A 14,306-nucleotide genomic window follows, 5' to 3' on the forward strand; every position below is an offset into this window, starting at 1 on the left:
CGACGGCGATATTTGATATGGTCCATAACAATTATCAAATATAACTTCAAGGGTGGCAGACGACCTTCCCGAATTTAGCGGGATTACGAGCACGAGGCGATGACCGTTTCCAAAACTGCTGAAAAACCCGGTGACGCGACCAAGGGCCGCAAGGACGCAGGCGACGCCCAAGGCCAGGGTCATGCCGACGTCCTCCAGCTCGGCGAGCTCTCGGAGCAGCTCGGCTATGTGCTCAAGCGCGCCCAGCTCAAGGTGTTCGAGAACTTCCTGCGCTGCATGGCCTCACTCCAGCTCACGCCCGCGCAGTTCTCCGTGCTGCTGCTGGTCGAGAAAAACCCCGGCCGTAACCAGACCGAGATCGCCTCCACGCTCGGCATCCTGCGCCCGAACTTCGTGGCGCTGCTCGACAATCTCGAAAGCCGCGACCTCTGCGCGCGGATCCGCTCCACCAACGACCGCCGCTCGCACATCCTGGTCCTGACCGACAAGGGCAAGGCCGTGCTGACGCGCGCCAAGAAGCTCGTCGCCACCAAGCACGAGTCGCGGCTGAACGAGCTGCTCGGGCAAGCCAACCGCGAAGCCCTGCTCGAGATGCTGTCGAAGATCGCCAACGAGTTTTGAGAGGCGGCGCGGCCAACCCCATTCTCCGCCGTCATCGCCCGCGAAGGCGGGCGATCCAGTACTCCGAGGCGGATGTGATTGACCGAGAAGCTGCGGCGTACTGGATTCCCCGCCTTCGCGGGGAATGACAGCGAGACCTCGGCAGCCGCCTCAATCCACCAAAATCACCCGGATATCGTTCACATTCGTCAGCGTCGGTCCCGGCTGCAGCAGATCCCCCGTCGCCTCGAAGAACGTCGTCGCGTCGTTGTTGTCCAGATACGCCTGCGGTTGAAGTCCCTGCGCCTTCATCTTCGCAAACGTCGCCGCATCGATCAGCGCGCCGGCGGGGTCGGTGGGATGGCCGGCGCCGCCGTCGGCGCCGTCGGTGTCGCCGGCGAGCGCAGAGATTCCGGCGGTGTCCTTCAACAGGTCGGCGAGCGCCAGCGCATATTCCTGGTTCGGGCCGCCGCGGCCGTTGCCGCGCACGGTGACCGTCAGCTCGCCGCCGGAGAGGATCGCGAGGCGCTTGCCTTGCGCGCGCGCCGCAAGCGCCAGCCTGGCGTGATCGGCGGCGACCTCGCGCGCTTCGCCTTCGAGATCGGCGCCGAGATCGATGATCTCGTAGCCGGCGTCCCTGGCGAGTGTCACGGCGGCGTCGAGCGATTGCTTGGGCCGTGCGATCAGCTCGAACGTCGCGCGTGCAAAGGCAGCCTCTCCCGGCTTGGCGCTTTCATTGGCGGGATCGTCGAGCGCGCGGCGGACGGCGTCGTCGATGTCGAGCCTGTATTTCGCGACGATGGCGCGCGCGTCCGCGAGCGTGGTCGGATCTGGCACCGTGGGGCCGGAGGCGATCGCGGAAGCGTCGTCATGCGGCACGTCGGAGATCGCGAGCGTGACGATCTCGGCGGCATTTTTGCCGGCGCGCGCGAGGCGGCCGCCCTTGATGCGCGAGAGATGCTTGCGCACGACGTTCATCTCGCCGATTGGCGCGCCCGAGCGGAGCAACGCCTTGTTGACCGCCTGCTTCTGCGCGAAGCTGATGCCGTCCACCGGTGCGATCCAGTTCGCCGAGCCGCCGCCGGTGAGCAGCACCAGCAGCAGATCGTCGGGGCCAGCCTCGCCCGCCAGCGCCAGCGTGTCGGCCGCGCCCTTGAGGCCAGCCTCGTCAGGCACCGGATGCCCGGCCTCGACCACGCGGATGCGGCGCGTCGGCACGCCGTAGCCGTGGCGCGTGGTGGCGATGCCGACGAGGCGCTCCGGCGCGAGCCCGAGCGTGTCGAGATAGTGCCGCTCCGCCGCCGCGGCCATCGCGCCCGCGCCCTTGCCTGCGGCCAGGCAGATCACGCGCCCCTTCGGTGCGGGCCGCAGATGCGGCGCCAGAATCGTGTTCGGATGGGCGGCGGCAACGGCGGCATCATAGAGCGCGCGGAGCAGGGGACGTCGGTCGGTCATGACGAAAAGCCTTCGGCGAACTGTAGCAGCGACATGCCTAGCGCATCGGGCGCCAAAGCGTAAGCAGGCTTTGCCATCATTCGATTATGCAATCGCGTGATCATAATAGGGACGCAAGCAAAAGCCCCCTGCGAAGGTTCGCAGGGGGCTGCTGTCGTGCGCGATGGAGGCGGTTAGCCGCCTGTGTCGGCGCTGATCACGTCGCCGAACAGTTCCCAGCGCTCGCCCTTGAAGCGCTGGAGCTGGAGCGAGCTGATCGGCGCGAAGTCGCCCGGCCCGGTGTTGATCTTGATGCCGGGCAGCAGCATCTCGGTGCGGAAGTCCTTCAGGCTGGCGGCCTGCTTCATCACGTTCTCACGCGTGAGATCGTCGCCGCACTGTTTCAGGACCTGAACCAGTGTCTGTGCGACGCCGTAGCCGACGACCGTGCCGTTGTCGGTCTTGTCGCCTTCCGGAAAGTACTTCGTCATGAACTCGACATAGGCCTTCATGCCGGCGTCGTTGTCCCACTGCTTGTCGGTGGTGTCCTTCAGATATGCGGCCGAAACCACGTCCTGTGCGGCATCGAAGCCCGCCGGCTTGATCACGCTGCCGACCGACGCCGAGACGTTGTTGAGGAAGTGCAGCGGCTTCCAGCCGATCTCGGCGTTCTTCTTGATGGCCTGCGCGGCAAACTTCGGCGTCGTGATGTTCATGAAGACGTCGGCGCCGGTGGCCTTCAGCTTGATGATGTGGTTGTCGATCGTCGGCTCCGAGGTCTCGTAGCTCTCTTCCATGACGATCATCGAGGCGGCCTTGGACCCGAGGCCGTCCTTCAGGCCCTTGAGGTAGTCCTTGCCGTAGTCGTCGTTCTGGAACAGCACCGCGATCTTGGCGTCCGGCTTGTTCTTGAGCAGCCATTTCGCGTAGATCTGCGTCTCGCTCTGGTAGGAGGGCTGCCAGCCCATGGTCCAGGGAAAGTTCTGCGGGTCGTTCCACTTGGTGGCGCCGGTGGCGACGAACAGCTGCGGCACCTTCTTCGAGTTCATGTATTTCTGGATCGCCGAGTTCGACGGCGTGCCGAGCGAGTTGAAGATGAACAGCACCTCGTCGCTCTCGACCAGCTTGCGGGCCTGCTCCACGGCCTTCGGCGGCGAATAGGCGTCGTCATAGCTGATGAAGTTGATCTTGCGGCCGTTGATGCCGCCCTCTTCGTTGATCTTCTTGAAATAAGCGGCTTCGGTCCGTCCGATGATGCCGTAGGCGGAGGCCGGTCCGCTATAGGGCATGATGTTGCCGATCTTGATCTCGGTGTCGGTCGCGCCGGAATCGTATTTCTTCTGGGCCGATGCAGTGGAGGTCGAGGCCGCAATGAGCGCGAGCGCGAGCGACGCGGCCGCGAGTTTGCCGGTGACAGCAGGCATTCCTATCTCCCTATTTTCTTGGTGTGTGCGTCCCTTTTCTTGTCTGATTGTTTTTGGCGACGCGGTCGCAATTCAATACGATTTGCGCGAAAGCTTCAAGGAAAAGCCCCCGCGGCAAAGCCGCGGGGGTTGCGTCTTTAGTTGACTGCTCGAGCTCAGCCGCCGACGTCGGCGCTGAGGATTTCACCAAACCGCTCCCAGGTCTCGCCCTTGAACCTGATCAATTGCAATTGCGAGAGCGGCGCGAAGTCGGTGGCCGAGGTGTTGACCTTGATGCCCGGCAGCAGGCCGGCCGGCTCGTAGTCCTTGATGCTGGCCGCCTGCTTCATGACGTTCTCGCGGCTGAGATCGTCACCGCAGGCCTTGAGCACGTGCACGAGGCCCTGACTCACGATGTAGGCATACATCACCGACGCGTCGGCACGGTTGGCCTCTGGATAGTATTTGTCCAAGAACTGGTTCCAGCCGATCATCGCCGGGTCGTTCTTCCATTGCGCATCGGTCGGGTCCTTGAAGTATTGCGACGAGATGATCTCCTGCGCGTTCTCGAAGCCGGCCGGCTTGATGACACTGCCGATCGAGCCGGAGACGTTGTTGAGGAAATGCAGCGGCTTCCAGCCGAGCTCGGCGTTCTTCTTGATCGCCTGCGCCGCGAATTTCGGCGTGGTGATGTTCATGAAGACGTCGGCACCGGACGACTTCAGCTTCACGATGTGCGAGTCGATGGTCGGCTCGGAGACTTCATAGCTGTCCTCGATGATGATCAGCGAGGCTGCCTTGGCGCCGAGCCCGTCCTTGAAGCCCTTCAGATAGTCCTTGCCGTAATCGTCGTTCTGATAGAGCACCGCGATCTTGGCATCCGGTTTGTTCTTCAGGATGTACTTCGCGTAGATGATGGTCTCGCTCTGGTAGTTGGGCTGCCAGCCCATCGTCCAGGGGAAGTTCTGCGGGTCGTTCCACTTGGTGGCGCCGGTGGCGACGAACAGTTGCGGCACCTTCTTCTGGTTCAGATATTTCTGGATCGCCGAGTTCGGCGGTGTGCCGAGCGGGTTGAAGACGATCAGGACCTCGTCGCTCTCGACCAGCTTGCGCGCCTGCTCCACGGTCTTCGGCGGCGAGTAGGCGTCGTCATAGCTGACATAGTTGATCTTGCGCCCGTTGATGCCGCCCTCCGCGTTGATCTTGCGGAAAAAGGCCTCCTCGGTCTTGCCGATCACGCCGTAGGCGGAGGCGGGTCCGCTGTAGGGCATGATGTTGCCGATCTTGATTTCGGTGTCGGATGCGCCGGTGTCGTATTTCTTCTGTGCCGATGCTGCCGTGGACAGGGCGGCAGCCAGCAGGAGGGCAGCCGAGAAGGCCCCCAACCGCACATGCATTGCAGGCATCTTGATCTCCCTGGACGAGGTTTGAATGTGTCGCTTGTTCTTGATTGGGAGCGATCGTTGCGCGTCGCTCCGTCCTCACATTCAATACCCATCTATCGCCGCCAGCAAGGAAAACGCCCCTGCAGAACCGTCGCAGGGTGCGCGATCTATTCGGGGCGGTGCGGAATATTGCGGTGCGTGAGATTTTGTGCGCCGCTAATTAGCTGCGCTTAAGTTGCCTGACTTGAAGCTGGCTATCTTGAATTGCGCGGCAATCAATGCCCGATCTCGCTCGAGATGATGTCGCCGAACAGTTCCCATTTCTTGCCCTTGAAGCGCATCATCTGCAACTGCTCGATCGGGGCGAAATTGTCGGCTGCGGTGTTGATCTTGATGCCGGGCAGCAGCGTATCGGGCGCGAAGTCCTTCAAGGAAGCGGCCTGCTTCATGACGTTCTCGCGGGTGAGGTCGTCACCGCACATCTGCAGCACCTTCACCATGGTCTGCGCCGCGGCATAGCCGAACACCACGCCGGCATCGAGCTTGTTGGCCTTGGGGTCGTATTGCGCGAGGAAGTTGTAGAACTTCTTCATGCCGTCGTCGGCGTTCCACTGCGGGTCGGAGCCATCCTTGGTGTAGCTCGCGGACAGGATGCCTTGCGAGATCTCGATCCCCGCCGGCTCGAGCACGCCGCCGACCGAGGCCGAAACGTTGGAGATGATGTGCACCGGATGCCAGTTGATCTCGGCCGCCTTCTTGATCGCTTGCGCGGCGAATTTCGGCGTGGTGATGCTGATGAAGACGTCGGCGCCCGAGTCCTTCAATTTCACGACGTGCTCGTCGATCGCAGGCTCGGAGGTGTCGTAGCTGTCCTCCATTGCGATCATAGAGGTCCTGGCGCCGAGGCCCTCCTTCAGGCCTTTTAGGTAGTCCTTGCCGAAATCGTCGTTCTGGTAGAGCACGCCGATCTTCGCGTCGGGCTTCTCCTTCATGACGTATTTGGCGTAGATGCGCGCCTCGCTGGCGTAGCTCGGCTGCCAGCCCATGGTCCACGGATATTGCCTGGGATCGTTCCACTTCGAGGCGCCACTGGCCACGAACAATTGCGGCACCTTTTTCTCGTTCATGTATTTGCGGATGGCGCCGTTGGTGGAGGTGCCGAGCGAGCCGAAGATCAGCAGCACGCCGTCGCTCTCGACCAGCTTGCGCGCCTGCTCCACCGTCTTCGGCGGCGAATAGCCGTCGTCATAGGAAATGAACTTGATCTTGCGGCCGTTGATGCCGCCCTCGGCGTTGACCTTGTTGAAATAGGCCTCCTCGGCCTTGCCAATCACGGCATAGGCGGAGGCCGGCCCGCTATAGGGCATGATGTTGCCGATCTTGATCTCGGTGTCGGATGCGCCGCTGTCGTATTTCTTTTGCGCCAGCACCGGGCTGTTTATCGCAGTGCACAACGCGAGCGCGCCTAAAATGGACGCAACCTGAAATCGAACGGCAGTCATCTTTCTCCCACCCCGGAATGGATCGGCGCGCCGCATTGAACAAGATTGCGGCCTGACGTCAACAAAAAGCCCCCGCGGTTTCCCGCGGGGGCTTTGTCTTTTCGGATGAGATGAGATTTGGACTATGGCACCAATGTCATTCGGAGGCGATGTCGCCGCTGATGATCTCGCCGAACAGTTCCCACTTCTCGCCCTTGAAGCGCTGCATCTGTAGCTGCGAAATCGGCGCGAAGTCGGTGGCGCTGGTGTTGATCTTGACGCCGGGCAGCAGGGTGTCCGGTGCAAAATCCTTCAGGCTTGCGGCCTGCTTCATCAGGTTGGCGCGGGTGAGGTCGTCACCGCACATCTCCAGCGTCTTGACCAGGGTCGAAGCTGCGCCGTAGCCGTAGACCATGCCGGTGTCGGTCTTGTCGGCGCCGGGCATGTACTTGTCGACGAACTCGTTCCACCTCTTCATGCCGGGATCGTTGCTCCACTGCGGGTCGGTGGAATCCTTGGCATAGGCGGCCGACAGCACGCCCTGCGACGCCTCGAAGCCGGCGGGCTTCATCACGCTGCCGACCGAGATCGACACGTTGGTGAGGATCTGGAGCGGCTTCCAGCTGAGCTCGGCGGTCTTCTTGATGGTCTGCGCGGCGAACTTCGGCGTCGCGTAGATCAGCAGCACATCGGGATTGGCGGCCTTGATCTTGACGATGTGGCCGTCGATCGAGGGCTCGGAGATCTCATAGCTCTCTTCCATGATGATCATGGACGCGCCCTTGGCGCCGAGGCCGTCCTTGGTGCCCTTGAGGTAGTCTTTGCCGAAATCGTCGTTCTGATAGAGGATCGCGACCTTGGCGTTCGGCTTTTCCTTCATCAGCCATTTCGCGTAGATCTGCGCTTCGCTCTGGTAGGAGGGCTGCCAGCCGATGGTCCAGGGGAAGTTCTTCGGGTCGTTCCACTTGGTGGCGCCGGTGGCGACGAACAGCTGCGGGATCTTCTTGGCGTTCAGGTACTTCTGGATCGCCGTGTTCGAGGGCGTGCCGAGCGGGTTGTACACGGCCAGCACCTCGTCGCTCTCGACCAGCTTGCGGACCTGCTCGACGGCCTTCGGCGGCGAATAGGCGTCGTCATAGGTGACGAAGTTGATCTTGCGGCCGTTGATGCCGCCCTTGTCGTTGATCATCTTGAAATAGGCTTCTTCGGTCTTGCCGATGATGCCATAGGCCGACGCCGGACCGCTGTACGGCATGATGTTGCCGATCTTGATCTCGGTATCGGACGCGCCGGTGTCGTATTTCTTCTGGGCAAGTGCTGCGCCGGAGGTGAGGGTCGCGACCGCCGTTACGAGTGCGGTGGTTCGCAGTATTCTTTCGAGAAGCAAAACGAAGTCTCCTTGCTTGAGTGGTTTCAGTTCTTCCTGAGCTTACCGGCGAGTTGTTGGCCCAGCATCGCGACTTGCCTTGCGCCATGCGGCACGAGGTAGATGACGAGGAACAGCAGCACGCCGAACACCGCGCCGGAGAGGCCCTTGGAGATGCCCTCCGCCATGTTCGGCACGAAGATGATGAAGGCGGCGCCGACGATCGAGCCGGGCAGCCAGCCTACGCCGCCGACGACCATGCCGAGGAACAGCGAGATCGCGAGCGTGATGGTGTAGCTGTCGGGCGCGACGAACTGCACCGCGATGGCGCCGAGCGAGCCGGCGATGCCGGTGATCGCAGCCGACACGCCGAAGGCCAGGGTCTTGTACAACGCAACGTCGACGCCCATGGCGGAGGCCGCGATCTCGTTGTCGCGGATCGCCATGAAGGCGCGGCCCGAGCGGGAGCGCAGCAGGTTCACCGAGAAGATGTAGATCGCGAGCACGACGGCAAGCGAGAAGTAGTACAGCCACATGTCCTGCGACATCGGCAGGCCGAACGGCGCATCGGGCTTGGTCACGACGAGGCCTTGCACGCCGCCGGTCCAGTGCTCGAGGAAGTTCAGCTTGAGGAGCTGCGGCATCGCGGTGGCGAGCGCGAAGGTCGCGAGCGCCAGATAGACGCCGGACAGCCGCAGCGCCGGCTGTCCGAACAGGAAGCCGAAGGCGAAGCAGACCACGCCTGCGATCGGCAAGGTCAGCGCGTAGTTGACGTTGAAGTGCTCCATCAGCACCGCGGTCGTATAGGCGCCGACGGCGTAGAAGGCGCTCTGGCCGAGCGAGAACTGGCCCGAGCCGCCGGTCAGGATGTTCAGCGCCAGCACCGCGAGCCCGTAGATCAGGAGCATCGTCATCTGGAAGATGATGAAGTTCTTGACGAAGATGGGCATGATGATCAACGCGGCGAGCACTACCAGCGAGGTGCCGGTGCCCAGCGTCATGGCCCGCTTCGGAACGGCCTCGACCGCCTGATGGCCTTCTGCAACGACTTCTTCTGCAGCGCTCATGATCAAACTCGCTTGACGATGTGCCGGCCGAACAGGCCAGCGGGTTTGACGACCAGGACGGAAATGATCAGCGCGAGCGCGATGGGCAGTTTCAGCTCGTTGCCGACGCCGGGGATGTAGGTGCCGGCGAGATTTTCGAAGATGCCGACCAGGAAGCCGCCGACGACGGCGCCGAACGGGCTGGTCAGCCCGCCGAGCACCGCCGCGGCAAAGCCGTAGATCAGCACGCCGCCCATCATGTTGGGCTCGAGGAACACGACCGGGGCGATCAGCATGCCGGCGATCGCGCCGATCGCGGTCGCCATGCCCCAGCCGAGCGCGATCATCCAGCTCGTGTTGATGCCGACGAGGCGAGCCGATTCAGGCACCGAAGCGGCCGCGCGCATGGCGAGACCGATCCTTGTGTACTGGAAGAAGAAGTAGAGGGCGAGCAGCAGCATGATCGTGACCCCGATCATGCCGGCCTGGTGAGTCGAGATCAGCTGGCTGCCGAGGAACGGCGAAGAGCCGAACGGGGTAGGATACTGCTTGATGGTGAAGTCCCAGATCAGGCCGGCCGACGAGTTGATGATCGCAAACAGCGCGATGAAGCCGGCGACGTTGGTCAGCACCGGCGCCTTCGCCAGCGGCTTGAACAGGATGCGCTCGATCGCGATGCCGGCGATGAAGGAGAAGATCAGCGTGACCGCGAAGGCAGCCCAATAGGATAAGCCCCACTGCATCAGCTGCCAGGAGATGAAGGTCGAGAACATCGCCATCTCGCCCTGCGCGAAGTTGAGGTGGTCGATCGCCTGGTAGATCATGACCACGGCGAGCGCCATACAGGCGTAGATCGCGCCCGTGGCGATGCCGGCCAGCACTTGGTTGGTGAATAGCTCCATCGTGCCGGCTCCTCAGTAACCCAGATAGGATTTGCGGATTTCTTCGTTGTTCGCGATGTCCTTGGCATTGCCCGACATCACGATGCGTCCGGTCTCGATCACGTAGGCCTGGTCGGCGAGCTCGAGCGCGAGCTGGGCGTTCTGCTCGACCACCAGGATCGACACCTTGTCCTCGCGGTTGATCTTGCCGAGGATGCCGAACAGGTCGCGCACGACCAGCGGGGCGAGGCCGAAGGACGGCTCGTCCAGTAGCATCAGCCGCGGCCGCAGCATCAGCGCGCGGGCGACCGCGAGCATCTGCTGCTCGCCGCCCGAGAGCGTGCCAGCCTGCTGGGTGTGGCGCTGCTTGAGCACCGGGAAGTGCGCATACATCCGCTCGATGTCGGATACGATGCCGGCGCTGTCCTTGCGGGTGATGGCCCCGAGCTGCAGGTTTTCTTCCACCGTCATGGTGGTGAAGGTGCCGCGGCCCTGCGGCACATGGGCGATGCCGAACCGCACGATGCTCTCGGTGGAGCGGTTGTTCAGCGGCTTGCCGTCGAACTCGATCCCGCCGGTGGAGCGCACCATGTTGCAGATCGCGCGCAGCGTGGTGGTCTTGCCGGCGCCGTTGGCGCCGAGCAGTGTCGTCAGCGATCCCTCGTTGAGCGAGAAGGACAGGCCGTGGAGCGCCTGGACCTGGCCGTAATAGGCGCGCAGGTCCTTGACGTTGAGCAGCGTCGTCATTGGTCCTTGCTCCCGAGATAGGCCTTGATGACGTCGGGGTCCACCTGCACCTGGGCCGGCGTGCCTTCCGCGAGCTTCTTGCCGAAGTTCAGCGCCACGACGTGATCGGCGATCGACATCACGAGGCCCATGTGATGCTCGACCAGCAGCACGGTCATGTGCCGTTCGTCGCGGATGCGCCGGATCAGGTCGCCGAGCACGTAGACTTCCTCGTGGTTGAGGCCGCCGGCGGGCTCGTCGAGCAGCAGGATCTTCGGATCGGCCGCGAGCGCACGTGCCAGCTCGACGCGCTTCTGCGTGCCGAAGGGCAGGCCGGACACGACGGTGTGGGCGACGTCCTCGAGCTTGAGATAGGCGAGGATCTCGTGAACTTTCTTGTTCACGTCGTTCTCGCTGCGCCGGACCCACGCCAGTCTCAGCGAATCGCTGATGATGTCGCTGGAGGTCTTCGAATGAGCGCCGACGCGGACGTTGTCCATCACCGTGAGGTTCGGAAACAGCGCCACGTTCTGGAAGGTGCGGCCGATGCCGATCTCGGCGATCCGGTGCGGCGGCCGCGACAGGATGCTCACGCCATCCATCAGGATGTCGCCGGAGGACGGCTGGTAGAGCCGCGAGAGACAGTTGAAAAGTGTGGTCTTGCCGGCGCCGTTGGGGCCGATCAATCCGAGGATCTGGCCCTTGTGCATGTCGAAGGACACGCCGTTGAGCGCGACGATGCCGCCGAACACGACGCTGACGTCGCGAACCGCGAGCAGGGGCGATGTTCCCTGCGCGAGCTGTGCCTGCGTCATGTCGTCTCGCCCACGACGTTCAGTGGGCGAAGGGGCGATGCGAACCGCTCCCGGTTATGACAAAGGCTATCTGAACCCCTCGGCCACTCGAGCAACTTTTCCTCCTGATTTCAGCTTTTTGCTGACTTCTTTTTGGATTGCGGCATCAGTCCACCGAGTGCCGCTTCGATGTTCCTTACCATCGCAAGCAGACGCGGTCCAATGTCGTTGATCAAACGCTCTTCCGTGAAGCGGAATGCGGGCGCGCCGCAATTGAATGCGTAAGGTCCGGTTCCGTCGTTGAGCCTGAGCGCGACGCCCGCGGCGCCGATGTCGTCATGCCAGTCGCCGACGGAAATCGCGAAGCCGTATTTCGCGACGGTTTCGCCGGAACGCTCCAGTCCGTCGCGCATCTTGGGCCAGCGGCTGCCGTAATGTTCACGCAGGACGCGCGACACTTCGGCGCGATTGTCTTCGTCGAGCGCCCAGAAATAGGCGCGGCCCATCGCGCTGGTTGCAATCGGCACGCGAGAACCGACGTCCAGTTGAACGCCGACCGTCTCGCTGCCGCGACTCTGCCCGAAATAGATCATGCTGTGACGGTCGCGGCCGCCGATCGCGACGGCGCCGCCCGTCGCGCGCATCATGTCGTCGCGGAACGGTTCGGACAAATGCCGAACACCGAGATTGGCCAGCGCCGCGTAACCGAGCGCCATCGCGGCCGGCGCGAGCTGATATTTCTCGAAACGGGGAACCGGTGTCAGGTAGCCAAGCTTCGTCAACGTGTAGGTCAGCCGTGACACCGTCGGCTTCGGCAGATTCGTGCGGGCCGCGATTTCCTGGTTGCCGAGAAGGCCGTCGCTGGGGTGGAATGCGCGCAATACATCAAGTCCGCGGGAAAGCGCGACGACGAAATTCCGGTCGGTCGCTGTCTTCTTTCCTGTACGCTTCATCCCTGATCTGCTTCTTGCGCGGAGTCGTTGACAACGTCCGTGCTTCAAAATAACCCTGCCGTCAAGATGCGGAATTAAATTCCGCACCGCGAAATCGAACAAAGTAGCATCCCCACCAAGGAGGGACACCGTGAGCGAAGTGGTCAAGCTTGAGCGTCATGACGAAGTCGGGATCGTCACGGTCAACAGTCCTCCGGTCAATGCGCTGAGTGCCGCAGTCCGCGGTGGAATTCTGGAATGCATCAAGGCCGCGATCGCCGATCCCGCCATCAAGGGCATCGTGCTGACCTGCGCCGGCCGCACCTTCATCGCCGGCGCCGACATCACCGAATTCGGCAAGCCGCCGAAGCCGCCCGGCCTCAACGAGGTGCTGGCCGAGATGGAGAACTCGCCGAAGCCGATCGTTGCCGCGATTCACGGCACCGCGCTCGGCGGCGGCCTTGAGGTCGCGCTGGCCTGTCATTTCCGCGTGGCTGTTAAAGAGGCAAAGCTCGGCCTGCCCGAGGTGAAGCTCGGCCTGTTGCCGGGCGCCGGCGGCACCCAGCGCCTGCCGCGCGCTGTCGGCCCCGAGCTTGCCGTCAAGATGATCGTCGGCGGTGACCCCATTGGCGCTGCTGAAGCGCTCAAGAACGGCCTGATCGAGGAGATCGTCGAAGGCCCGGCTTCCGGTGGTGAGGCTTTCGTCCGCAAGCTGCTCGCCGAGAAGCGTCCGCTGCGCCGCCTGCGCGACGACGATTCCAAGCTCGCAGCTGCGAAGGCCGATCGCTCGATCTTCACCAATGCGGTCGCTTCGATGACCAAGAAGTCGCGCGGCCTGGAAGCGCCGTTTGCGGCCGCCGACGCCGTCGGCGCGGCCATCGACCTGCCGTTCGACGAAGGTCTGAAGAAGGAGCGCGAGGGCTTCTTGAAGCTCGTCGCCAGCGACCAGTCCAAGGCGCAGCGCTACGCCTTCTTTGCCGAGCGCGAGGCGGCCAAGATTGCCGGCGTCCCCGAAGGCACCAAGTCGCGGCCCGTTAACCGTGTTGCCATTCTCGGTGCCGGCACCATGGGCGGCGGCATCGCGATGTCGTTCGCCAATGCCGGCGTGCCCGTCACGCTGATCGAGACCGGCGAGGAGCAGCTCAAGCGCGGCATGGGCATCATGCAGAAGAACTGGGAAGCCACCGCCGCGCGCGGCGGCATCCCGGCGGATGCGCCGGCCAAGCGCATGGCGCTGATCAACGGCGTCGTCGGCATCGAGAACGTCGGCGATGCCGACCTCGTCATCGAAGCCGTGTTCGAGACCATGGCGGTCAAGAAGGAAGTGTTCGGCAAGCTCGACCAGTACGTCAAGCCGGGTGCGGTGCTCGCCTCCAACACCTCGTACCTCAACATCGACGAGATCGCGAAGTCGACCAAGCGTCCGCAGGACGTGCTCGGCATGCACTTCTTCTCGCCGGCCAACGTCATGAAGCTGTGCGAGATCGTCCGCGCCGACAAGACCGCGCCGGACGCGCTGGTGACTGCCGTCACCATCGCGCGCAAGATCGCCAAGGTGCCGGCCGTGGTCGGCGTCTGCGACGGCTTCGTCGGCAACCGCATGCTGGCGCAGCGTGGCAAGCAGTCCGAGAAGCTGCTGTTCGAAGGCGCGCTGCCGCAGCAGGTTGATGCCGTGGTGACGAAGTTCGGCATGCCGATGGGACCGTTCGCGATGGGCGATCTCGCCGGTCTCGACATTGGCTGGCGCTCGCGCAAGGACCGCGGCATCAAGTCGGAGATCGCGGACGCGCTGTGCGAGGCCGGCCGCTTCGGCCAGAAGACCGGCAAGGGCTATTACAAGTACGAAGCCGGCTCCCGCTCCGCGCTGCCGGATCCCGAAGTCGAGAAGCTGATCGACGAGACGCTGCTCCGCCTCGGCCGCAAGAAGCGCGTCGTCAGCGACGACGAGATCCTCGAGCGCATGATGTATCCGATGATCAACGAGGGCGCGAAGATCCTCGAAGAGGGCATCGCGGCGCGGCCCTCCGACATCGACGTGGTCTGGCTCTACGGCTATGGCTGGCCGATCTATCGCGGCGGCCCGATGTTCTGGGCCGACAGCGTCGGTCTCAAGCACATCGCCGATCGCCTGGCCTTCTACGCCAAGGAAACCAACGATCCGAGCCTCGAGCCCGCGCCGCTGCTGAAGAAGCTCGCGGCCGAAGGCAAGACCTTTGCCTCGCTGGCGGCGGGCTCGAAAGCGGCGTGATGGCCGCTGT

General features: G+C 63.2%; 11 protein-coding genes and 1 pseudogene. 2 read left to right on the forward strand and 10 right to left on the reverse strand.

What is annotated here, in order from left to right; translation table 11 throughout:
- Nucleotides 1-99 precede the first annotated feature (99 nt).
- Complete coding sequence (locus tag F8237_RS19705) at nt 100-621, forward strand: MarR family winged helix-turn-helix transcriptional regulator (protein WP_151647118.1); 522 nt, start codon at nt 100-102, stop codon at nt 619-621.
- 150 nt (nt 622-771) lie between these two features.
- Here F8237_RS19705 and F8237_RS19710 read toward each other — a convergent pair whose 3' ends face one another.
- From F8237_RS19710 to F8237_RS19755, 10 genes and pseudogenes are all read right to left on the reverse strand, one after another.
- Nucleotides 772-2,055 (reverse strand): glycerate kinase type-2 family protein, encoded by a 1,284-nt coding sequence (locus F8237_RS19710; protein ID WP_151647120.1) that lies wholly within the window; start codon nt 2,053-2,055, stop codon nt 772-774.
- Nucleotides 2,056-2,228: 173 nt separating this feature from the next.
- Nucleotides 2,229-3,458, reverse strand: coding sequence for an ABC transporter substrate-binding protein (locus F8237_RS19715; protein ID WP_151647122.1), 1,230 nt, complete (start codon nt 3,456-3,458; stop codon nt 2,229-2,231).
- 155 nt (nt 3,459-3,613) lie between these two features.
- Nucleotides 3,614-4,843: an ABC transporter substrate-binding protein gene (locus F8237_RS19720; RefSeq protein ID WP_151647124.1), complete on the reverse strand. Its 1,230-nt coding sequence runs from the start codon at nt 4,841-4,843 to the stop codon at nt 3,614-3,616.
- A 254-nt stretch (nt 4,844-5,097) separates the two neighbouring features.
- The gene (locus tag F8237_RS19725; RefSeq protein WP_151647126.1) at nt 5,098-6,324 is read right to left on the reverse strand and encodes an ABC transporter substrate-binding protein; all 1,227 of its coding nucleotides are present in this window, start codon (nt 6,322-6,324) and stop codon (nt 5,098-5,100) included.
- A gap of 136 nt (nt 6,325-6,460) precedes the next feature.
- Complete coding sequence (locus tag F8237_RS19730; protein WP_151647128.1) at nt 6,461-7,690, reverse strand: ABC transporter substrate-binding protein; 1,230 nt, start codon at nt 7,688-7,690, stop codon at nt 6,461-6,463.
- Between the two features lie 26 nt (nt 7,691-7,716).
- Nucleotides 7,717-8,736 (reverse strand): branched-chain amino acid ABC transporter permease, encoded by a 1,020-nt coding sequence (locus tag F8237_RS19735; RefSeq protein WP_151647130.1) that lies wholly within the window; start codon nt 8,734-8,736, stop codon nt 7,717-7,719.
- 2 nt (nt 8,737-8,738) lie between these two features.
- On the reverse strand, nt 8,739-9,617 hold the full coding sequence (locus F8237_RS19740; RefSeq protein WP_151647132.1) for a branched-chain amino acid ABC transporter permease: 879 nt from the start codon (nt 9,615-9,617) through the stop codon (nt 8,739-8,741).
- Between the two features lie 12 nt (nt 9,618-9,629).
- A complete protein-coding gene (locus F8237_RS19745) occupies nt 9,630-10,343 on the reverse strand; it encodes an ABC transporter ATP-binding protein (RefSeq protein ID WP_008135694.1) in 714 nt (237 codons plus the stop codon).
- Nucleotides 10,340-11,137, reverse strand: a complete 798-nt coding sequence (locus F8237_RS19750) for an ABC transporter ATP-binding protein (protein ID WP_151647134.1) — start codon at nt 11,135-11,137, stop codon at nt 10,340-10,342. The genes F8237_RS19745 and F8237_RS19750 overlap by 4 nt, the downstream gene beginning before the upstream one ends.
- A gap of 66 nt (nt 11,138-11,203) precedes the next feature.
- Nucleotides 11,204-12,069, reverse strand: a pseudogene (locus F8237_RS19755) (IclR family transcriptional regulator).
- Nucleotides 12,070-12,199: 130 nt separating this feature from the next.
- On the opposite strand from F8237_RS19755, the gene F8237_RS19760 reads away from it, so the two are divergent.
- Nucleotides 12,200-14,296, forward strand: a complete 2,097-nt coding sequence (locus F8237_RS19760) for a 3-hydroxyacyl-CoA dehydrogenase NAD-binding domain-containing protein (RefSeq protein WP_151647136.1) — start codon at nt 12,200-12,202, stop codon at nt 14,294-14,296.
- Nucleotides 14,297-14,306 lie beyond the last annotated feature (10 nt).

The organism is Bradyrhizobium betae (genome assembly GCF_008932115.1).
GTDB classification, from domain to species: domain Bacteria; phylum Pseudomonadota; class Alphaproteobacteria; order Rhizobiales; family Xanthobacteraceae; genus Bradyrhizobium; species Bradyrhizobium betae.